Below are 21350 nucleotides of genomic sequence, written 5' to 3' on the forward strand. Positions count from 1 at the left end.
TAGGGAAGCATTATACCGACCGTAATCGTCTACGTCGAGACATTTAATAGCTTCTTCTCAAGTGCTTTCAAACGTTTATTCATTTCATCAATATGTAAAACTAATGAAGCTGTTTTACGCCATACTTTATTTTGTTGTAATGGAATACCCGATGAATATACACCCGGCTCAGTAATTGGTCTCATAACCATACCCATTCCAGTCACAGTTACTTGATCACAAATTTCCATATGGCCGTTAATAACACTCGCACCACCAATTAGGCAATGGCGTCCAATCTTTAAACTACCAGCCATAATAACACCACCAGCAACAGCAGTATGATCACCAATAACATCGTTGTGCGCAATTTGACATTGATTATCAATAATGACGCCATTACCGATGACAGTATCATCTAAAGCACCACGATCGATTGTTGTTGATGAGCCAATTTCAACGTTATTACCAATTACTACCCGGCCAAGCTGAGGGATTTTTATCCATTTACCTTTATCATTTGCATAACCAAATCCATCTGCACCTATTACTGTTCCTGATTGGATCAAACAGTTTTCACCAATAATACAGTTATGGTAGATAGATACATTAGACCATATTTTTGTGCCTGCACCGATTTGAGTATCTTTCCCAATAAAACAGCCAGCACCAATACAACAGTTATCACCAAGATTTACACCACTTTCTATAACAGCATTTGGACCAATTGAGACATTTTGTCCAAGCTTAGCAGTAGAATCAATTACCGCAGATTGCGCGATTCCTTTAGCTGGTAACGGTGTCGTATCTAAAAGTTGTGCTAATTTTGCATAAGTAAGATAAGGATCTTTAACAATCAAAGCAGCCCCATTCCAATATTTAAGGCTATCTTCTGTCATAACAACTGCTGAAGCGTTACAAGTTAATAAATTGTTTTGGAATTTTTTATCCGACAAAAAAGTGATTTGACCTTTTGTGGCACTTTTCATTGATGCTATACCGGTGATAGTTAATTCACCATCACCATGTAATGTAGCATCAAGTTTGTCAGCTAATTGCTCTAAACGAAAAGCAAACATTATTTTTTAACCTTCTCCAAAACTTTGTCAGTAATATCAACAGCGTCTGAAGCATATAAAACCGTATCGACTCTTAAAATAAGATCATATTTTTCTTCAGCAACGATGGTTTTGACTGCTTCTTGAATTTTAGTTAGTAATTTACCAGCTTCTTTTGTTTCGCTTTCACGATATTCATTTGCGAAAGCTGTGGCTTTATTCTGAAAATCTGCAATAGTTTTATTTAACTTAGTTTTTTCAGAAGATGACAAAGTTAGTCCTTCTTTCTTTAAACGTGCAGCAGCTGCATCAGCAATTTTTTCTTCTTTTTCTAATGCTTTTGCTCTTGCTTCAAATTTTTGGTTCAATTCTTTACCGATCGCTTCTCGTTCTGGCATACGATCCATTACGGATTTAATATCGATAACACCAATTTTAGTTTCAGCGTTTGCAAAGCCTGTAAAAAGTAGAGCAATACTGATGCCAATAACAGATATAATTTTTTTCACTTTATTCACCTATGTGTATTTTAGTTATTAACAACATGGCATTACCATGTTGAACCTATATTAAATTGGAACTGCTGAGCTGAATCACCCTTATATTTCTTTAACGGCTGTGCATAAGAAAATACCAGTGGCCCTAATGGCGACATCCATTGAACAGCAAGACCAGCAGACATTCTAATATCAGATGGGGAACTATAATCTGGAATATTTTTGCCTTTTAGATCCCATTCAGTATCCCAAACCGTTCCTGCATCAAAAAATACTGATGTTCTAATACTATCTGCATACTTTTCACTTGCAAATGGTGTTGGGACTATTAGCTCCGTACTTCCGAATGCTAACGCATTACCACCTATTGCATCTTTAGAACTAGTACATTGAGCTGTATCACCTAAGGTTTTACATCCGGGTGTATTAAAGTATACTGCTTTAGGGCCGACAGTATTTGTTTTAAAGCCACGCAATACAGTTGAGCCACCTGCATAGAAATTCTCATAGAATGGTAATTCTTTTCCGCCAAATCCACCACCATAACCTAATCGTCCACGAGCTAAAAATACCCATTTATGGTCGTTATCAATTGGATAATAATAAGAAGCATCACTAACCATTTTATAGAATCTATTGTCAAATACTGGCGCTGTCGCTTTCAAACTAGCGGTAAGTTTTAACCCATCTGTTGGGAAATAGCCGCGATTTAACGAGTTATATGTCCAATAGGCGTTCAATAACAAATCATTAGTGTCATATGAATAAGACTTATCTTTATTTGTCATGTTTTCACCCATTGATTCAAAATAGCGCCACATATTATACTGAGGTTTCATATCAGTTAATTTATGATTAGCGTATTCTGTGCCAAAACGAACAAAGTTATTTTCACTAATCGGGAAGCCGAGGTCTAAATTAGCCCCCCAAGTTTTACTTGAATACTCAGATTCATCATCATCACTATCAGTTTTATAAGTATTGTAGTAAACGCTACCACCTAAACTAACACCATCAACAGTAAAATAAGGATTAACAATCGAAACAGATGCACTTTTATCACTACTGGTTGTATTAATATCAAATGAAACGCTATTCCCCGTTCCTAACCAGTTATCTTGAGAAATTCCGGCATTAAAACTTATACCACTGTCTGAGCCAATACCCACGCCAAATTTAATACTACCCGTATTACGTTCAGCTACTTTATAAATAATATCAACTTGATCATCAATGCCAGGAACTCGTTCAGTATTCGCTTCAACGCTTTCAAAGAACCCTAATCGATTTAGACGTTCTTTACCTAGTTCAACCAAACCATTACTCAACCATGAGCCTTCCATTTGACGAAGCTCACGACGAACCACACTTTCACTTGTAATTGTATTGCCGACAATTTTAATATTGCGTACGTAAAAACGTTGCCCTACATCAACTAATACTACCAATTTAACAGTATGTGATGAGTCATCCATTTCAGGCTGAATAGCTACTTGAGGATAAGCATAGCCAAAATTAGCCAGCAATCGCTTAATATTATCCTCAATATCAGTTATTTTTTTACCATTATAAAGTTCACCTACAGTAAGCTTTTCTTTGGCTAATTTTTGTATTGCCTCTTCATGCCCAGCAAAGTTACCTTTAAAATCAAAATCGGCTAACTTATATTGTTCACCTTCATGAATATTAATAGTAACATAAATCCCTTTTTTATCTGGCGTTAAGCTAACTTGTGTAGACTCAATATTAAATCGAGCATAACCTCGATTTAAGTAAAAACTTTGCAACTCATCTAGGTCCGATGCCAATTTTTGCTTTTGATATTTGCGATCACCAAGCATATTCCACCAAGGCACATCATCACGTAATGAAAAACGTGAAATAAGCTCTTCAGATGAAAAAGCTTTTGCACCCACGATATTGATTTGATCTATTAAAGCAGATTTACCTTCAGCAATAACTAATTTTAAATCAACGCGATTTCGGGATAGTGGTGTTACGACGGCTTTGATTTGAGCATTATATTTACCAACACTATAGTAAAAATCTTCTAGACCTTTCTCGATTCCTGAAAGCATTGTACGATCTAATGCATCGCCTTCACGAATACCGGTACTATCTAAATTCTTTTTCAACATGTCGTCTTTGACAGATTTGTTACCAGAAAAGGTAATACTTGCTATAGTTGGGCGTTCTTGGACATGGATAATTAATCTATCGCCATCACGAGAAACAGTAATATCATCAAAATTACCGCTGGCGTAAAGTGATTTGATAATGCGACCTAAATCAGATTCATTTACATAGTCACCGACTTGAACAGGCATTTCAAGCATCGCAGCACCGATTGTAACTCGTTGCAAACCTTCAAACTTGATGTCCCTAACCACAAAATCATCAACACAAAATGCATTGGAACTATATACTGCTGTGCTACTAAACAGCAAAGATGCTATAAGTAATTTATTTATTTTCATCGTATATATTTATAACCTCATCCCATTACAATCGTAAAATATCATTAAATAGTGCAATTCCCATTATTACCATTAATAAAACAAATCCGATACGAAAAAAACGCTCTTGTGCTTTATTTGATAAGGCATTTCCTTTTATTTTCTCAAAAAATAAAAAAAGCAACTGCCCGCCATCTAACATAGGTAATGGAACAAGATTGATAACTCCTAAACTTATACTAATAAAGGCTAGAAAATATAAGTAAGGAGTAAATCCATAACTTGCTGTTTGCCCTGCGTTTTTTGCTATTGTAATTGGTCCTGATAAATGTTTTAGACCAATCACTCCTGTTACTAATTGATAAAGAGAACGAACCGTTAACTTGGTTGTTAACATTGTTTGTTTCATCGCTTTATCAAATCCATTAAAAAAATCATATTGTTTAATTACTGCATCAGATGTCGGATAGAAACCTGCAACACCTTCTCCATTTCTATTTCTTGTTGGCTCAAGTGTAAGATCGATGTCTTTATTGTTCCTACTTACCTTCAGTTTTAAAATTCCAGCCTTTTTTATAGTATCAGTAAAATCATTCCAATTTTGATAAAGGTGATCATTATAACTAAGTATTTTATCACCTACTTTTAAACCAGCTTGAGCCGCTGCTGAATCGGGTACAATTTTACTCACAATTGGATAAATTTCCAATTGTTTAGGTATAAATCCAAATGCTGCGATTGAAGATTCCTTTTCAATATCAAAATACCAATTACTAATATTAACATCTCGACTAACTTCTTGTTGATCAATATCAGTACTATAGGTAACCTTAATATTGCTTTTACCTAAAGCAGAAATCAATGCTGCATTTACATCATTCCAAGTGTCTATTTTAGTATTATCAATCATTCTTAACTCTGCATCTGCTGGCATATTGATAGATGCAGCTGGTGTTGAAGGTATAATACTTTTTATTTTAACAGGATAATCAACCACACCCGTCAAAAAAATAACCCAATAAATAATTAAAGCTAAAACAAAATTAGCAAATGGCCCTGCAAAAATAATTGCAGCCCGTTGCAAAATACTTTTTTTATCAAAAGCGTGTTTTTCTAAATTGGGGGATAATTCACTCGTTCTGCTATCAAGCATTCTAACATATCCGCCAAGTGGAATCATAGCGATAACTAATTCAGTTCCATTTGAAAATCTATGCGACCATATTTTTTTTCCAAACCCGATTGAAAAACACTCTACATGTACTTTACATAGCCGAGCAACAAAAAAATGCCCAAACTCATGAACTGTAACTAATATACTGATAGTAATAATAAATAACAACAGTGACCAAAGCAAAATCAGTAACCCTTTAGAATAAATGTAAAGATAATACAGTAAATACAGGAACTGCCGCGGTTAAACTATCAATACGATCTAAAATACCACCATGCCCTGGGATCAGATTTCCACTATCTTTAATTCCTGCTTCACGCTTAAACATGCTTTCAGTCAGGTCACCTAATACCGAAGCCAAAATAGCCAATAGAGAGCTAAATAAAAATTGAGTAAAATTAATATTAAAATAACCAGTTAAGTAAGCGAGCACACAAACTAGAATTGCTAAACTGACACCACCGATAAAACCTTCTATCGTCTTTCCTGGTGAGACTTTAACAGCCAATTTCCGTTTACCAATCGCTCTCCCAGCAAAATAAGCACCTGTATCGGTTGCCCATACTAACACAAATACATAGAGCAACCAAATAGCCCCAGTATAACTATTAACACTGTAATTAATAGTCCGTAATTCAAGCATTCCTATAAAAAAAGGGACTAAGGTAAAAAAAGCAAACAACAGCTTAATTAATGGTGATTTAGACCAGTATTTTGCTGAGTTAGGATAGCCTACAACTAATAACAAAGCGGTTAACCACCAAATAACTGATAAGCAAATTATTAAAGCAAATAACTGACTTTTTAGTGTTGACTCAATGGGTATGAAGTAAAGCAAAACTATTGAAAAAACAATAAAAAACAAAAGAACTGTTTTCTCGTTTTTTTTTGCTAAAAAATTACGCCATTCCCATGCCGCTAATGCACAAACAGCGATGATTAAATAAGAAAATATCGATAAAGGTGCAAAAAATAGTGCAATAATAACAAGGGGAATAAGTACGATGGCAGTTAAAATACGCTGGATTAGCATGAAAGGTCCTCATTTAGAACGCCACCAAAACGCCGTTCTCTAGTGTTAAAAATATTTATCGCTTCATCAAATGATGCTTGATTAAAATCAGGCCACAATGTGTCAGTAAAATACAATTCTGCGTATGCACATTGCCATAATAAAAAATTACTAATTCGGTATTCTCCACCGGTGCGAATAACTAAATCAACTTCAGGTAAATCATTCATACAAATAATCGAGCCAAAATATTCCTCATTGATATCCTGTGGCGTTATTTTACCATCTAAAGCTTGTGAAGCTATTTTTTTAGCTGATTCAACAATATCCCAACGGCCACCATAATTAGCTGCAATATTCAAGGTAAGGCCAGTATTATTTTTTGTTAAAAGCTGAGCATCAATAATAAGATTTTGAAGATTTTGATTAAATTTTGATATATCACCAATGATATTTAATCGAACATTATTTTTATTTAAATTTTTAATTTCGCGATTTAACGCATAAATAAACAGTGAAATTAAAGCAGTAACTTCATTAGCTGGACGTTTCCAATTTTCACTACTAAAAGCATATAAAGTAAGCACTTTTATATCTAATTTTGCTGCATATGTGACAATTTTACGCACCGCTTTTAAACCAGCTCGATGGCCTTTAGCGCGTAACTGATTTCTTTGCTTAGCCCATCGACCATTACCATCCATAATAATCGCCACATGATTGGGAATATATTGCGTCATGTATAATCTCGTTATATATCTATCATATTAATGATAATTTCGATAAATCAACGGGTGCCATAAACAACTATCGTTTTACCATGTGCTGAAATTAGGTGTTGATCTTCAAGCATTTTTAAAATTCTTCCAACGGTTTCACGTGAACAGCCGACAATTTGCCCAATCTCTTGGCGGGTTATTTTTATTTGCATACCATCTGGGTGAGTCATCGCATCAGGCTGTTTAGTTAAGTTTAATAGTGTTTGTGCAATTCGACCGGCTACATCCAAGAAAGCTAGATTACTGACTTTTTCTGATGTAACTTGTAATCGGCTTGCCATTTGACTAGCTAACCGCATTAATATATCTGGGTTAACTTGCACTAGCTGTTTAAATTTTTTATATGATATTTCGGCCACTTCACAACTTGTTTTCGCTTTAACCCAAGCACTACGTTCTGTGCCTTCTTCAAAAAGACCTAATTCACCTAAGAATTGATTTTGGTTTAAATACGACAAAATCATTTCATTACCTTCATCATCTTTAATCAATACCGCTACAGATCCTTTTAAAATATAATAGAGAGTTTCGGCTTTTTCACCTTGGTGAATAAGGGTACTTTTAGCTGGATATTTATGAATATGGCAATGAGATAAAAACCATTCCAATGTTGTATCTGATTGCTGTTTACCAATCATTATTCCTTCCTCTCTATTCAAATTACTACAGTAACACTATAACAAAGTTACAGAATAAATCATATACTCACTAAAATGATTTTAATCATTACTTAATAAATTTAATATCTACTGTTTCATGTAATTCAGACCAAAAAATTACAGCCGAACCATTAATTAAATGAAGTTTTACATCATTCACTTTATCTTCAAGTGATTTTTCTTCCTCCCCATAATCAGTCCCTTCACGTAAAACAAAGTATTCTATTAGATTGTTTAATGTAGTTGAATCAAGAGATTGCCAAGGAATTATCATAATTATATTTGCTAAGTTAACTTACATTAAGTTATTTTAACAAGTTAATTATAAGAAGTGCATACGGAATATTAAATAAAAAAACCACTCAGTTGAGTGGTTTTAAATAGTTTCATTAAATATCATTAAATAATGATTAGTTTGCAGTAACTTTAAGTTTGTAGCCTTGAAGACCTGCTTTAGTGCCCATTGAATATTTTGAGTTATGTTTAACTGTAGCAGAAACATCTCCTAATTCAATTATTCCATAGCCATGAGTAGGATCTCTATCTAATCCAACGCTAATTGCAGCAGCAGGAGCTGCATCTCCCTCATAAGTACCATCTAGATGCCATGTATAGTTATATGCTGAAGATTTATTCATATCAGGAGTAGATCCCGTAAAATTAGGGGCATTCGAAACAGTACCACCTGAATTATTCATCCATACAATAGCTGCCAATTTATCACCATACATTGGAGTTGAAGCTTCATCGGTATTTCCTGTAGTAGCAAGGTTAACTGCTAAATCTACAGAACCGTCAGCCTTATACTTGAAGATACCCAAAGCAGTAGCCCCTGGAAGTTCGACAGGACCAACTGGGTTATCTGGATCAGGATCACCTGGACCTTCGTTGCCCGTACCTGGATCGTTTGGTTTAGTATCATCTTTCTTAGGAGGATTAGCAGTAGACCAAATATCAGCAACACTTAACCATTTACCATGGTCTGGACTACCAAATTCCGTTCTTTCTTCAAGTTGGAAACCAATTTGTTCAGCCCCTGCCATTGAATTACTAATTTGGAAAGAAATATGACCTTCTTCACCATTAGCTTCATACGCTATAGCGGTGCCAGTGATATCTGTTACTTCTTGCCAAGAACCATTAGCACGATCCAATTTCATCCAAACTTTTAATGTACCTGCTACTTTCCTCGCAGCTGTAGGATCTAGATCCCCATCTTTATCTTTTAAATCATAAAAAATGTGGATGTAATCACCAACTTTAGCTTTTTCACCACTACCAATAGCAGTTGTACCAGTAGCATTATTTGAGATACGAACTGTCATAGTATGAGCTACTGTTCCAGCTTTAGACCACATCACAGGCGCACTACCTTGAACCGCATTCGTTGTAGTTGCAGGAGTTATTGCATAAGCACTACTTGCAGCATAACCAGCTAAAAACAAGCTTAATGCAATTTTATTTATTGCTAATTTTTTCATGTTTAACTTCCTATTTTCTCTAATAAATTAACATGTTATATTTATATGAATACACCATTTTTATTGGTGTTGCCTTTTAAATCACCTTCGATAATTCGAAGATGATTAAAATTTTTCTCTAATTAACTGAAACTTGTAATTTAAATCCTTGATCTCCAGCACATGCTACTGGTGATGCTGTTACCTGATTAAGATTTATATACCCTGGAGCTCCAGCCACAGCAGGAATGCTTGTACCTGTTGTTGCATAACTAGTCATGTTTGTTCTGATAGTGTAAGGTGCATTCGGTCCCATACTTACGTTAAACCAAGGACCATTAGGATTATCAACATAACTTGGTAATGTTGTTATTGCACTTCCAGGACATGCCAAGTTATTTGAACCAACAAGTGACCATATAATAAATGGGTTGGTAATTTCCACAGTTTCAGTATCATCAACGTAAGCTTTTACGTTATATTCAGTACCTACATACCATCCAGTAATACCGGGTTCAAAATCAAGTACGTTTCCATTTTGTCTAGCAACTAAAGTCCCATCATTACGATATACTTTAATGTAACCAGCTCTACCCCCACCAAAATTAACCGAAGCTTTGTTGAAAGACTGACCATAACCATCTAATTTGATAGAAAAATCAACTGCTCCATCAAAGTTTGAAGCAACGTCGATGGTGTAAGTATCACCAATAGCTGTTGTACCCGCTGCGGTAGACGCATTTGCTGAAATGTTATCGCCCATTTTAACTTTTTCAAAAGATTTAACAATTACACAACGTTCTGATGTAGGACAACTTCTTACAGTACCGGAAGTACCATCAATTAAATTGACTTTTGTACCATTACTGGTTGCGGTCCACAAATCAACCACTGAGGATTTGAATGTATTGCTTACCTTAGACATCAATGATTGGTCACTAAAACCATCATAACCATCCCCAAAGCTTCCACTTCCAGTAGGCGTTCCAGGGGTAACCAAACTTGCTAATAGTGTTACTGAAGTCGTGCCATCAGCTACAGCTTGTACAGACGTTGTTGGATTTCTTAAACTATCAATCGCCCAAACACCTACTTTACGAATATTTAAATTAGGTAGAACTTCAAATGAAACTGAATTAGATGTTGCTGATTTTCCTTTGCTATCAGTAACCGTTACTGCTAGGTTATAAACGCCATTTGTACTAATTGGCAATCTGTTCCCATTTCGGTCTACATAACTAGGTGCAACAATCTTCCAATTCTTAACATCAGCAGGAGGTGTTAACCATGAAGAGCTAGTACACACTCCCACAGCAGAACATAAGAAACCACCACCATTATCAATATCTTGCATATTGCCTGACCAAGCTAAACTTGATATACCTTTGGCATTATGAACACCTATAACTAGATCATGAGTAGTACCTTCAAGTAATTGAAGAGAATCTAACCCTAAATCAACAGTCATTTTCTTTTCTTTATATTCAAGAACGATATAGTTATTACGATCAACTAGATCATATCGACTGCCTTTTAAAGAACGAGCCGCTTGAACCATATCTGGGTCTAACTGATCTTTTAACGGTGTACCAATACGATAATTCATTGTTAATTCAGCAGATGTGATTTTTTTACTATCCTGTCCGCGCTTATGTTGAGCTTTAACGGTAAATAAAGGAACTGGGGTATAATCTAATCCGACTGTGATCGCTCTTGGATCTTTTTGTAAATTATCCTTACCAAATAAAGCGACCTTATCACCATAGTATTGTTCATACATAAGTGATCCGCCTAAATGAGGATATTGAGGTAAATATCCCTGAAAGCGAATGTCAAAACCTCTAGCTGCTCGTTCTAAATAGTCATCAAAGTCTCTGGAATCTTTCCAGTCAGATAATGGATGATAATAGTTAGCAGCAAACTTCATATAATCAGTCCAAGCTTCAGCACCTAGACCTAAACGATTGTGTGAACGTTGGAAATCATGATCAAGAAAGGCGTTATACCCTAATAGCCATGTATTATCAGCAACATCCCAACGTTGACCAATACCAAAGTTACCAATATGACGATTATGTTCGTATTCTTGGAATGATAACTGACTAAAAATCAGCGTGCTATCCGTATCAATCAATGGGCTAAATAATTTAACATTAATATTATTGAATTCACCCTTATCGCTTAAATCAAATTGTAATTGAGCAGTACCAAAACGCCCTAAAAAATTTTGAGCAGCGCTACGAAGAGGATCTACTACTTGTGAATGAATACCATTACGGACATAATTTTCAGCATAATCTTTACCTTTGTTTTTCAAATGTCCTGAGATACCGCCATTATCGGCTGAAGTAATACTTTTCCAATCTTGAGTTGCAAGTGTTTGCAAGGTGGTAGCTATTTGGCTTGATAGTGCATCTTTGTCTTTATTTACATCGTAATTATCATCAGAGCCTAGCGAAGGTAAATTTGAGTATTTATCTTTCTTATTATTTTTATTTATTGCTGGTAATAAAGGAGAATTTTCAGGTAAAACTAATCGTTCATCGACTTCAACCATATCTTTTTTATCGAAACGACCTGCATTCATAGCACGTAATTCAGAAATTGAAATATTACTTAATAATGCAATTTGGTACAAACTACGCTTTTGATTATTAATCATTTCTCGAGCTTTAGTACCATTTTTTAATTCAATGATTTTATTGCTATCAACCACATTCGACAATTGCTGAGTATCAATAGCATAAGCATAATTCCAACTTAATGTAGCCATTACAAATGCTGAGATAACTCTTAAATTAAGATTCTTTCTCACCGTAATCATTCCTTATATTTCACCAACTTTAATAAAGGCATCGTTTTTATTTACGTTGCTATACTGTTGTTAAAGTTGCTATTATTTAATATGTTGTTTTCATTATGCGACTTTTATACTAAATATTATTCGCGTCAAAATTAAAACTTCTTTACAAAACAGCTGTATTTGGAGAGATTTTATTACATAAATGTAATTTATAAAACTATTTTATAACTTTTTTTGACATCTTTTTGTAAAGACGTTTTTTTGATATATTAATCAACAGTTTAATTAATTGTATTTTTGTTTAAAACTTACGATTTTTATTAATTAATCAACTTTATATTACTTTTTAGTAATAGAAATTAAGCAACAATATGTAAATTGTAAAGTAAAAAGGTTAATTTATGGGATGCAAATAAGCTTGAACTATTCACTTCAAGCTTATTTATGACTTTAGGTTGTATTTTAGAAAATTAAATGGCTAGTATTGACCTTCATTATAAATTTCAAGATTTTCAGATTCTGGTATGATTGATTTATTTTCAGCTCTGTGATGCTCTAGAGTATCAAAATAATTATCATCAATTCCTTCAGTAACATATTTTCCATCAAAAACAGAACATTCTAGATGATGAATATTAGGATTTTGCTCTTTAATACAATCAATTAAATCAGAAAGATTTTGAAATATTAATTTATCTGCTCCAATTTCTTTTGCAATTTGACCAACAGAACGGTTATAAGCTATAAGTTCACTAGCCACTGGCATATCAATACCATAAACATTAGGATGTCTAATTTCAGGCGCTGCCGAAGCTAGATAAACTTTTTTAGCACCAACTGAACGCACCATCTCAAGTATTTTTTCTGATGTAGTCCCTCGAACAATGGAATCATCAACTAGAAGAACATTCTTACCTTCAAATTCAATACGATTAGCATTTAGTTTTCTTCTTACTGAAAGTTTTCGTTCCGCTTGACCTGGCATGATAAAAGTACGCCCAACATAACGGTTTTTAACAAATCCTTGTCGATAGGGTTTATTTAAAATTCTGGCAATTTCAAGCGCTGCATCACATGATGTTTCAGGAATAGGAATTACGACATCAATATCAATGTCTTTCCATTCTCTAGCAATTTTTTGACCTAGTTTCTGTCCCATTAATATACGAGATTGATAGACTGAAACACCATTCATCAATGAGTCTGGGCGGGCAAAATAAACATATTCAAAAATACATGGATAATATTGAGGATTATTTGCACACTGTTTTGAATAAAGTTGTCCATCTTGAGTAATATAGATAGCTTCACCTGGTTCAACATCACGCATAAATTCAAAATCGAGAATATCTAAAGCAACACTTTCCGATGCAACCATATATTCTGTCTTTTGATTATCAAGCACTTTTTTACCTATCACCAAAGGACGAATACCAAATGGGTCACGAAATGCGACTAATCCATGTCCAATAATCATTGCAACACATGCATAAGCACCTTTAATGATTTGATGTACCCGATTGATAGCGGTGAAAATATTTTCTGCAGTTAATGGATAGGTAGGGAATTTATCAAGTTCGCTAGCAAAAATATTAAGTAATACTTCTGAATCAGAGCTTGTATTAATGTGGCGTCTTGCTAATTCAAATACTTTATTTCTTAATTGGTCAGTATTAGTTAAATTACCATTGTGTGCAAGTGCAATACCATAAGGTGAATTGACATAAAATGGTTGCGCTTCTGAAGGACTTGAGCTGCCCGCAGTGGGATAGCGAATATGCCCTATTCCTAAATTACCTTGTAAACGCAACATATGATGTTCTTGAAATACATCTTTAACTAAACCATTTGCTTTACGTAAGCGAAAACGATTTTGCTCGTCGATAGTTACAATCCCCGCAGCATCTTGTCCTCGATGCTGCAAAACAGTTAAAGCGTCATAAATAGATTGATTAACTGTACTGCATCCTACAATACCAACAACACCACACATACAATGATTACCTCAAAGTTATTGAACTAAAAATGAAGACGACTGCTGTATAAAATCAAAAAACCAACGAATAATAAAATGAAAATGCGGAATTAGCTGCGATTGCTCCCATTCAGGAGATTGGGATAACGGTGTGAAAGTATCGACAAAAAAGAGCACTGCCGCAACAACTAAAATACCCCTTAATACACCAAAACAAATACCTAATACGCGATCTGTACCTGATAGTCCTGTTTTTTGAACCAATTGCCCAATAATATAAGAAACAATGGCACACACAATTAGTGTAGCAATAAATAAAATAGCGATAGCTACAGCAATACGAATTACATCACTATCAAAATAAGTTAAGTAACTAGTGATATGCATGTAAAAACGGCTTGCTATAAAAAAAGCCAGAACCCAACTTATTAGGGATAACGCTTCTTTAACAAAACCTCTAATAATACTAATTAGTGCAGATAAAATAATCACACCAATAATCGTATAATCAACCCAATTCATCATAATAACTCACAATTTTATATTAATATTTTTATTTAATGTTTGTACTCACTAAAGAGTAAAATAATTTTTAATTTGTAACAATAACACCTTTTAATTTTGTTAAATTGTTTAGGTTACTAAGCAATTGTTCTGCTTGCTCTTTTTTTGCATAAGGACCAACCTGTAATTTTATTAATTGATTAGGTCCTGGGTTACTTGGAATGATTCTAACGTCATAATTGTTTAGCCTTAATAATGCCACTAATTCCTCAATTTTTTTCTTATTTTTTAATGCTCCAAGTTGAATCATATAGGGCTTATCTGTTTGTTCAGAAATAGATGAAGAATCACTATTATCATTATCAGGTGATGCTAAAGGGCTAGTATATTGATCGGAATCAGGTGTATAAGATTGTTCAAATCCTGAACCGCCATTAATCGTTGACTCATTTTGTGATGTGATCACTTGATTTTGTTCATTTACTACTTCTGGTTGTAAAATAGGAATTGTAGGCGTATGTAAATTAGATTTATCTGTAATGATATTAGGTGCAATTATAGCAATAATTAGCAATAATGTAGCAAAACCAACTAGTTGATTCCTAATTTTATTTGAAGTAGTTTTCTCTTGATTAGTATCCATGATTACATTTGCCTAATTTATCTAACACGGCAGATACAGTATAAAATGAACCACAGACGACAATAATATCATCTTCTTTTGAATCTTGCATGGCCTTTTGATATGCATTATCAACTGATTCAAACGTAGTTATATTTTCTACTTTATTATCTTGCAAATACTGCTTTAATACCTCAGCATTACACCCACGCTCACCATAAAGTGAAGCACAATACCATTCATCAGCATTTAATAAAGATAGAGTGCTTTTAATATCTTTATCTTTCAACATACCAATCACAAACCTAATTTTACCAATAGTAGGTTGTTTCTTTACCAATAACTTAATTTGGTTAGCTAAATAGTTAGCTGCATGAGGATTATGTGCAACATCAACAATTACAATTGGTGATGTCTGTATTATTTGAAATCTTCCAATTAAATTTGTTTTTTCAAGGCCCTTTATTATTTGATTCTGGTTAATAGAAAGCGAAGAATAAGTTAGCGCAGCTATTGCAGTAGCAGCATTAGCTAAAGGCACATTGGGAATAGGCAATTGATCATACTGTTTTAACGGTGAAATGAATTGCCATAATGAATCATCAATTTGTTGATATGACCAATCTTTATTAACTACATAAATAGGACAATTCACAGTTTTAGCAACATTTATAATAGATGATGGTATCTCTGGCTCACCAACAATAGCAATACTATTGGGTTTAAAAATACCTGCTTTTTCTCGACCAATACTTTCTCGAGTATTACCTAAATATTCTACATGGTCGATACCGATTGTGGTAATAATTGCCATATCAGCATCAATAATATTGGTGGCATCAAGTCTTCCACCTAAGCCTACTTCTAGAATAACTACATCCAATTGAGCCTGTTTAAATTGATATAATGCAGCTAACGTTGCATATTCAAAATAAGTTAAGGAAACATTTCCTCTCGCTTTTTCAATTTCAACAAATGCATCAACTGTGTCTTGTTCTTTTGACTCTTGATTATTTATTCTAACCCTTTCAGTAAAACGCACTAAATGAGGAGAGCTGTAAACTCCAACACGCTTATTTGCAGCAAGTAATATCATCTCAAGCGTGCGACAAGTCGTTCCTTTGCCATTAGTTCCTGCCACCGTAAAAACATAAGGGGCTGGCTGTAAAAGATCTAGATGCTCTGCGACTGTTCTAACACGCTCAAGCCCTAAATCAATGGTTGTTGGATGTAATTGTTCCAAATAAGAAAGCCATGTTTCAAGATTAGACATGGCATCAGGAATTTCAGTTCGCATGATTAATTAAATAGTCTCATCATCAACAATAGAATCAAAAGGAACTGGGAGTTGCATTAATTTAGCTAACAGGCCTGCAATTTTAGGGCGCATATCACGACGATCAATAATCATATCAATCGCACCTTTTTCTAATAAGAACTCGCTACGTTGGAATCCTTCTGGCAGTGTTTCACGCACTGTTTGTTGAATTACTCGAGGCCCCGCAAAACCAATTAACGCTTTAGGTTCAGCAATATTAATATCACCTAGCATCGCTAGACTAGCAGATACACCACCCATTGTTGGATCGGTCATCACAGAAATATAAGGTAAACCTTCATCTTGCATTTTTGCTAAGATAGCACTCGTTTTTGCCATTTGCATTAATGAAAATAATGCTTCTTGCATTCGGGCTCCACCGCTGGTAGAAAAACAGATTAATGGGCACTTATCTTCAATTGCCTGTTCTGCAGCTCGAGTAAATAAAGCACCAACCACAGACGACATCGAACCACCAATGAAAGCAAATTCAAAGCAGGCAACAACAACTGGAATGCCCAGTAATGTGCCTTTCATTACTACCATGGCCTCTTTTTCATGCGTTTCTTTTTGAGCAGTTGCTAAACGATCTTTATATTTTTTTGTATCTTTAAACTTTAAAATATCTTTAGGAGCAAGTTCTGAACCAATCTCTATATCAGAACCTTCGTCTAAAAAACGATATAAACGAACACGGGCAGGAATATGCATGTGATGATCACATTTTGGGCAAACCTCTAAATTACGATCAAGTTCAGCTTGATAGATAACCTGCTCACAATTACTACATTTGGTCCAAACACCACCTGGAATATTTGCCTTTTTATGATCTGACGATATATTATTTTTACTCAGAATTTTTTCAATCCAGCTCATTATGATTCTCTCATTTGGTACTCTTTTCAATTAACGACACATTGTATAATACTTTGCAATAATTCTTAATAGTTGTTTTTATTTTTATCGCAATTAGAAGGAAAATCGATAAATTTATCGACAATTTTATAAAAATATTATTATTTCATACTTCAAAAAATTTGATTTAAAACAAAAATCAGCAAGCTTGATTGATATTTAAATTTAACATTTTTCAATAAAAGTATATTTAGTATGACCTTAAAAAATTATTGGTATATAATTAACTCAGAATCGTTTTCCATTTTTTAGAAATAAGGGGTTATAGATGGACAAGGAAAAATCAGCCGCACCATCATTTCAAGATGTACTAGAATATATTCGTTTATCACGTCGTTTAAATAAATTAAAACGTGAAATTTCAGATAACGAGAAAAAAATTCGTGATAACCAAAAACGTGTGCTATTACTTGAAAATTTAAGTGATTACATTAAACCTGATATGACTTATGAAGAACTTCAAGCTATTATTGCTAATATGAAGAGTGATTATGATGATCGTGTTGATGATTATATAATCAAAAATGCTGAAATATCTAAAGAAAGACGTGAAATCAGCAAAAAAATGCGAAGTTACCGTTCTAATTAATGTTTTTTGAATAACAACGCCCTTTTTCTCAATAGGGCGTTATTATTTTTAATCAATTAACCGCCAGCAAATTTAACTTTAAAACCTTTATCTTCTAATAATGATTTTAATAGTTCACGTTTGTCGCCTTGAATTTCAATTTTTCCGTCTTTAACTGAACCTCCACAACCACAACGCTTTTTCAGCTCAGCAGCTAATTGCATCAACTGAGAATCCTCTAAATCGAATCCCTCAATAACACAAACTCCTTTACCTTTACGCCCTGATGTCTGGCGTGAAATACGGATAAAACCATCGCCTTTAATACGAGGTTTAGCAGCCTGCTTTGGCGTAATTCGACCATGTTCAGTTGAATAAACAATAGCGTTATCAGACATAATTATTAACTCTTTGATAAATCTAGTGTTGTTAAAATAGTATGTAATGCTTTGGTTGGGTCTTCCGCTTGAGTAATAGGACGCCCAATAACTAAATAATCTGAACCAGCAGCTTGTGCTCGTTGGGGTGTCATAATACGGCGCTGATCATCAGGTGTTGATCCTGCTGGACGAATTCCTGGAGTAACTAATTTAAAATCACTTCCTAGTCTAGTTCTAAAACTTTGTACTTCTTTAGCAGAACATACAACTCCATCGAGTCCGCAATTCTTTGCCAGTAATGCCAGCTTTGTTGCTTGCTCTAATGGTGAAACGTTAATACCTATTTCTTTAAGATCAGAAGACTCCATACTCGTTAATACAGTCACTGCGATTAACATTGGTGCATCCTTACCGTATGAATAAAGCGCATCTTTTGCAGCTTCCATCATACGAACACCACCACTAGCATGAACATTTGTCATCCAAACACCTAAATCAGCAGCAGCAGCTACTGCTTTGGCAACAGTATTCGGAATATCATGGAATTTAAGATCTAAAAAGATATCAAATCCTTTTTGTTTTATTTGCCTAATAAAGTCAGGACCTGCATGAGTAAATAATTCTTTGCCTATTTTAAGACGACAATCTTTTGGATCAACTTGGTCTATAAAGTTCCATGCTGACTTAGTATCTGAAAAATCAACAGCAACAATGATTGGAGATGACATAACTTATTTGTTCCTTTTTATAAACTCATTAAAACCAGTATAGAAAATTTTAGCACTTTCTTTGTAGCCTTGTAAGGTTTGATGTACTAAATCTGGTCGAGTCAGTCCACGTTTTTGCCAAACTTTAACTGAACCAGCTCCCCCCATAGCTGCTTGCCAATTCCAATATAGTGTCTTTTCAGATTTAGCTACTTGCTTTTGAATACTCATAATTGCTGAAAATGATTTAGGGATCTTATTTTCATTTACCATTGTATCTGGTGGTGTCATCAATAAAATGGCTGCATTAGGTAATGCTCTACGAATTTGGCGAATATTATTCACTAAGTTTTTGCGGTAATCATTAACATCTAAAGTTTCATCAAAACTTTCATTTGTTCCGTATTCAAGAATAACTAAATCACTTTTTGAAGCAGATAATTCTTTCAACCAACTTGAACCCCATTTTTGCCATATGCTCTGTTTAGCGCCATTAGTTGCAATTGAAGATACAATAACCCCTGATTTTTTTGAGCGATTTAACCAAATTCCTCCAATTTCAACATCGCGGTTTCCTTTAATCGTAAAAGGGTTTTTAGTCACAAATGACACCGTTTGCCAAACTCTACTTTTGGGTAAATAACTTATATTTATTTTTTTACCGTCAGCGTCATAAATACTCAATAAATTAGGGGTATTTTTCAATGCTCTGAAGGTTAATTTTACTTGCCAATTTTTGTTATCTAAACTTTTAGGTGTTATTTGTATATTGGCTAAATCGTTAGTCGCTTTTGCAATAAATCCACCCATAGGAAAATCTACGTCACTTACGGTACGGCTACTTATTACACGCCAATCTTTTGCTTTCCAACCAACAGCTGTATGGTTTTGACCTTTAATGGCAACAGGTGTAATCCAACCAATTCCGGCATCACCATATTTTTGTTGCATTAATGTTCGAAATTCACCAGTAAAAAAATCTGCTGCTGAATGCGAATCTCCAAATTGTGTAATATTAACGACTTGGTTACCATTTCTATTTCTAGCTAAGGAATTTAAACGTTGAGCAAATTGCTTTGCATTTGGGTCACCAAAGTCAACAACAGTAGATTGTGCATCTGTTTTACTTTCTGCTACACTGCATCCTACTGAAACAGTGATAGTTACTATAGTAATAATATACTTTAAAAGTTTAATCACTATCGTCATCCTCTAATTGTTTAAAAATGATTTTATCCATAATTGCTTTAGCTAAAATTTTTTGGCCTATAGGTGTAAAATGGATTCCATCATCAACTCTAACTTTTATTTTATCTTTATTAGATTCAATAAAACTATTAAATGTTTCATAAGTACAACCTAGTAATTGATTGGTTTTTAGAAAGTGTTGTTGTCTCTTTTCTACTTCAGACTGATACAGCGTATTTAAATAAACCATCCCTAAATTTAGTTGCGGTTTACGCATACAAGGAGCAGCCAGCCAAAGCACTTGAACATTATGTTCACTAGCACTATTTAAAATTGTGGCGATACGTAAACGGTATTGTTCTTCCCACAACTCGGATTTAAATTTAACGTATTTAGCATAACCTTTTACAGGAAAGTCCCAAGGATCATTAGGTCCTAAAAAAACAACAAGTAACTTGATAGAAGGATCGGCAATTAAATAATCATTGATTGTTTTTGGCCAATCGAAAGCCTTTGGATAAGCGAGACCAGTACTTTGTTTGCTTAGATTTATACTTTCTATTTTATATTCTTTAAATAACATTTTTTTAACATATGGTGCAACGCCTTGCATCAAAGAGTCGCCAACAAACAATACTTTGTCATTTTGAGTTAATACAATCGGTAATGGCTCATGAATTAATGGAATATTTTCAATTTTAGGTGATTCATCGTTAGCTTCGGTATCTATCTGTTCAGTTACTGGCGCTCCATCAAACCTAGTTTTGTTTAATTTAGTATTTTCTTGCTTAATTGATATTGGTTGAACATGAATTATTTGCCTTTTTTTATCATTTTTAATATTAACCATTCCAGATGGTGAAATAACTAACACATTTGTTACTGGTTGGTTTAAATATAACTCATCAATGGAGCTAATGACATTATTTTGATTAATAACTACATCTTTCGAAGATTCTTCTACTCGACCATCAGAATCGTCTAGATCCGTTTTTTGGGTCATACTTCCTGAATTAAAGAGATCATGATGATACGTTTGTTGCCAATAAATTAATACCGATTTGTGATAAATTGCTATTAATGCTATTGCGGTAATCAATAGCATAATAAAAACATATTTAGGTGAAAGTGATTCTTTTTGAGTTATTGCGGCTTCTGATACTTTAGTCTTAACATTATGCTTTCTTGATTGCTCATGTAAGCCATTTTCGAACAAATCAATTTGTTGCCTATTTTTTTGAGGCCTATTTCTTCGTCTATTTTTTGATAATGTTTTTTTATATTTCATTTTTATTG

The 21350-nt window shown here is 34.1% G+C and carries 20 protein-coding genes; 1 reads left to right on the top strand and 19 read right to left on the bottom strand.

What is annotated here, in order from left to right; genetic code table 11:
- Positions 1-29 precede the first annotated feature (29 nt).
- From lpxD to accD, 15 genes are all read right to left on the bottom strand, one after another.
- A complete protein-coding gene (gene lpxD, locus J3U18_RS02800; RefSeq protein ID WP_065562386.1) occupies positions 30-1058 on the bottom strand; it encodes a UDP-3-O-(3-hydroxymyristoyl)glucosamine N-acyltransferase in 1029 nt (342 codons plus the stop codon).
- Complete coding sequence (locus J3U18_RS02805) at positions 1058-1546, bottom strand: OmpH family outer membrane protein (protein WP_065562387.1); 489 nt, start codon at positions 1544-1546, stop codon at positions 1058-1060. Before J3U18_RS02805 ends, lpxD begins: the two co-directional genes overlap by 1 nt.
- A 41-nt stretch (positions 1547-1587) precedes the next feature.
- On the bottom strand, positions 1588-4011 hold the full coding sequence (gene bamA, locus J3U18_RS02810; RefSeq protein ID WP_065562388.1) for an outer membrane protein assembly factor BamA: 2424 nt from the start codon (positions 4009-4011) through the stop codon (positions 1588-1590).
- Between the two features lie 25 nt (positions 4012-4036).
- Entirely contained in the window at positions 4037-5347 is a 1311-nt protein-coding gene (gene rseP, locus J3U18_RS02815) for an RIP metalloprotease RseP (protein ID WP_267352857.1), read from the bottom strand.
- A 13-nt stretch (positions 5348-5360) separates the two neighbouring features.
- Complete coding sequence (locus tag J3U18_RS02820) at positions 5361-6197, bottom strand: phosphatidate cytidylyltransferase (protein ID WP_267352858.1); 837 nt, start codon at positions 6195-6197, stop codon at positions 5361-5363.
- Positions 6191-6916, bottom strand: a complete 726-nt coding sequence (locus J3U18_RS02825) for an isoprenyl transferase (RefSeq protein WP_267352859.1) — start codon at positions 6914-6916, stop codon at positions 6191-6193. Before J3U18_RS02825 ends, J3U18_RS02820 begins: the two co-directional genes overlap by 7 nt.
- 47 nt (positions 6917-6963) lie before the next feature.
- On the bottom strand, positions 6964-7596 hold the full coding sequence (crp, locus tag J3U18_RS02830) for a cAMP-activated global transcriptional regulator CRP (RefSeq protein WP_034903327.1): 633 nt from the start codon (positions 7594-7596) through the stop codon (positions 6964-6966).
- A gap of 85 nt (positions 7597-7681) precedes the next feature.
- Positions 7682-7888 (bottom strand): YheU family protein, encoded by a 207-nt coding sequence (locus J3U18_RS02835; RefSeq protein WP_065562392.1) that lies wholly within the window; start codon positions 7886-7888, stop codon positions 7682-7684.
- A gap of 136 nt (positions 7889-8024) precedes the next feature.
- The gene (locus J3U18_RS02840; RefSeq protein WP_267352860.1) at positions 8025-9095 is read right to left on the bottom strand and encodes a hypothetical protein; all 1071 of its coding nucleotides are present in this window, start codon (positions 9093-9095) and stop codon (positions 8025-8027) included.
- Positions 9096-9213: 118 nt separating this feature from the next.
- Positions 9214-11889 carry an inverse autotransporter beta domain-containing protein gene (locus J3U18_RS02845; protein WP_267352861.1) on the bottom strand — a complete coding sequence of 892 codons (2676 nt, stop codon included), beginning with the start codon at positions 11887-11889 and terminating at the stop codon, positions 9214-9216.
- Positions 11890-12355: 466 nt separating this feature from the next.
- Positions 12356-13870 (bottom strand): amidophosphoribosyltransferase, encoded by a 1515-nt coding sequence (gene purF / locus J3U18_RS02850; RefSeq protein ID WP_065562395.1) that lies wholly within the window; start codon positions 13868-13870, stop codon positions 12356-12358.
- Positions 13871-13888: 18 nt separating this feature from the next.
- Entirely contained in the window at positions 13889-14374 is a 486-nt protein-coding gene (locus J3U18_RS02855; protein WP_065562475.1) for a CvpA family protein, read from the bottom strand.
- 70 nt (positions 14375-14444) lie between these two features.
- Positions 14445-14999, bottom strand: a complete 555-nt coding sequence (locus tag J3U18_RS02860) for an SPOR domain-containing protein (RefSeq protein WP_267352862.1) — start codon at positions 14997-14999, stop codon at positions 14445-14447.
- Positions 14989-16278: a bifunctional tetrahydrofolate synthase/dihydrofolate synthase gene (gene folC / locus J3U18_RS02865; RefSeq protein WP_416380376.1), complete on the bottom strand. Its 1290-nt coding sequence runs from the start codon at positions 16276-16278 to the stop codon at positions 14989-14991. Before folC ends, J3U18_RS02860 begins: the two co-directional genes overlap by 11 nt.
- A 3-nt stretch (positions 16279-16281) precedes the next feature.
- Complete coding sequence (accD, locus tag J3U18_RS02870; RefSeq protein WP_220225181.1) at positions 16282-17172, bottom strand: acetyl-CoA carboxylase, carboxyltransferase subunit beta; 891 nt, start codon at positions 17170-17172, stop codon at positions 16282-16284.
- Positions 17173-17479: 307 nt separating this feature from the next.
- Between accD and tmaR the strand changes: the two genes are divergently transcribed.
- Entirely contained in the window at positions 17480-17800 is a 321-nt protein-coding gene (gene tmaR, locus J3U18_RS02875; RefSeq protein ID WP_065562399.1) for a PTS system regulator TmaR, read from the top strand.
- Positions 17801-17856: 56 nt separating this feature from the next.
- Here tmaR and yciH read toward each other — a convergent pair whose 3' ends face one another.
- The 4 genes from yciH to J3U18_RS02895 are packed head-to-tail and all read right to left on the bottom strand — an operon-like array spanning position 17857 to position 21342.
- Positions 17857-18177, bottom strand: coding sequence for a stress response translation initiation inhibitor YciH (yciH, locus tag J3U18_RS02880; protein WP_065562400.1), 321 nt, complete (start codon positions 18175-18177; stop codon positions 17857-17859).
- Positions 18178-18182: 5 nt separating this feature from the next.
- Positions 18183-18887, bottom strand: coding sequence for an orotidine-5'-phosphate decarboxylase (gene pyrF / locus J3U18_RS02885; RefSeq protein ID WP_065562401.1), 705 nt, complete (start codon positions 18885-18887; stop codon positions 18183-18185).
- 3 nt (positions 18888-18890) lie between these two features.
- Positions 18891-20066, bottom strand: coding sequence for a GDSL-type esterase/lipase family protein (locus J3U18_RS02890; protein WP_267352864.1), 1176 nt, complete (start codon positions 20064-20066; stop codon positions 18891-18893).
- The gene (locus J3U18_RS02895; RefSeq protein WP_267352865.1) at positions 20059-21342 is read right to left on the bottom strand and encodes a DUF459 domain-containing protein; all 1284 of its coding nucleotides are present in this window, start codon (positions 21340-21342) and stop codon (positions 20059-20061) included. The genes J3U18_RS02890 and J3U18_RS02895 overlap by 8 nt, the downstream gene beginning before the upstream one ends.
- Between the last annotated feature and the right edge of the window lie 8 nt (positions 21343-21350).

Source organism: Gilliamella sp. B3482 (genome assembly GCF_026536805.1).
GTDB classification, from domain to species: Bacteria; Pseudomonadota; Gammaproteobacteria; order Enterobacterales; family Orbaceae; genus Gilliamella; species Gilliamella apicola_E.

Coding starts and splice junctions, on each gene's coding strand:
- lpxD (WP_065562386.1), bottom strand. CDS start 1,058: ATGTTTGCTTTTCGTTTAGAGCAATTAGCTGACAAACTTGATGCTACA.
- bamA (WP_065562388.1), bottom strand. CDS start 4,011: ATGAAAATAAATAAATTACTTATAGCATCTTTGCTGTTTAGTAGCACA.
- J3U18_RS02820 (WP_267352858.1), bottom strand. CDS start 6,197: ATGCTAATCCAGCGTATTTTAACTGCCATCGTACTTATTCCCCTTGTT.
- J3U18_RS02825 (WP_267352859.1), bottom strand. CDS start 6,916: ATGACGCAATATATTCCCAATCATGTGGCGATTATTATGGATGGTAAT.
- J3U18_RS02835 (WP_065562392.1), bottom strand. CDS start 7,888: ATGATAATTCCTTGGCAATCTCTTGATTCAACTACATTAAACAATCTA.
- J3U18_RS02840 (WP_267352860.1), bottom strand. CDS start 9,095: ATGAAAAAATTAGCAATAAATAAAATTGCATTAAGCTTGTTTTTAGCT.
- purF (WP_065562395.1), bottom strand. CDS start 13,870: ATGTGTGGTGTTGTTGGTATTGTAGGATGCAGTACAGTTAATCAATCT.
- J3U18_RS02855 (WP_065562475.1), bottom strand. CDS start 14,374: ATGAATTGGGTTGATTATACGATTATTGGTGTGATTATTTTATCTGCA.
- J3U18_RS02860 (WP_267352862.1), bottom strand. CDS start 14,999: ATGGATACTAATCAAGAGAAAACTACTTCAAATAAAATTAGGAATCAA.
- accD (WP_220225181.1), bottom strand. CDS start 17,172: ATGAGCTGGATTGAAAAAATTCTGAGTAAAAATAATATATCGTCAGAT.
- tmaR (WP_065562399.1), top strand. CDS start 17,480: ATGGACAAGGAAAAATCAGCCGCACCATCATTTCAAGATGTACTAGAA.
- yciH (WP_065562400.1), bottom strand. CDS start 18,177: ATGTCTGATAACGCTATTGTTTATTCAACTGAACATGGTCGAATTACG.
- pyrF (WP_065562401.1), bottom strand. CDS start 18,887: ATGTCATCTCCAATCATTGTTGCTGTTGATTTTTCAGATACTAAGTCA.
- J3U18_RS02895 (WP_267352865.1), bottom strand. CDS start 21,342: ATGAAATATAAAAAAACATTATCAAAAAATAGACGAAGAAATAGGCCT.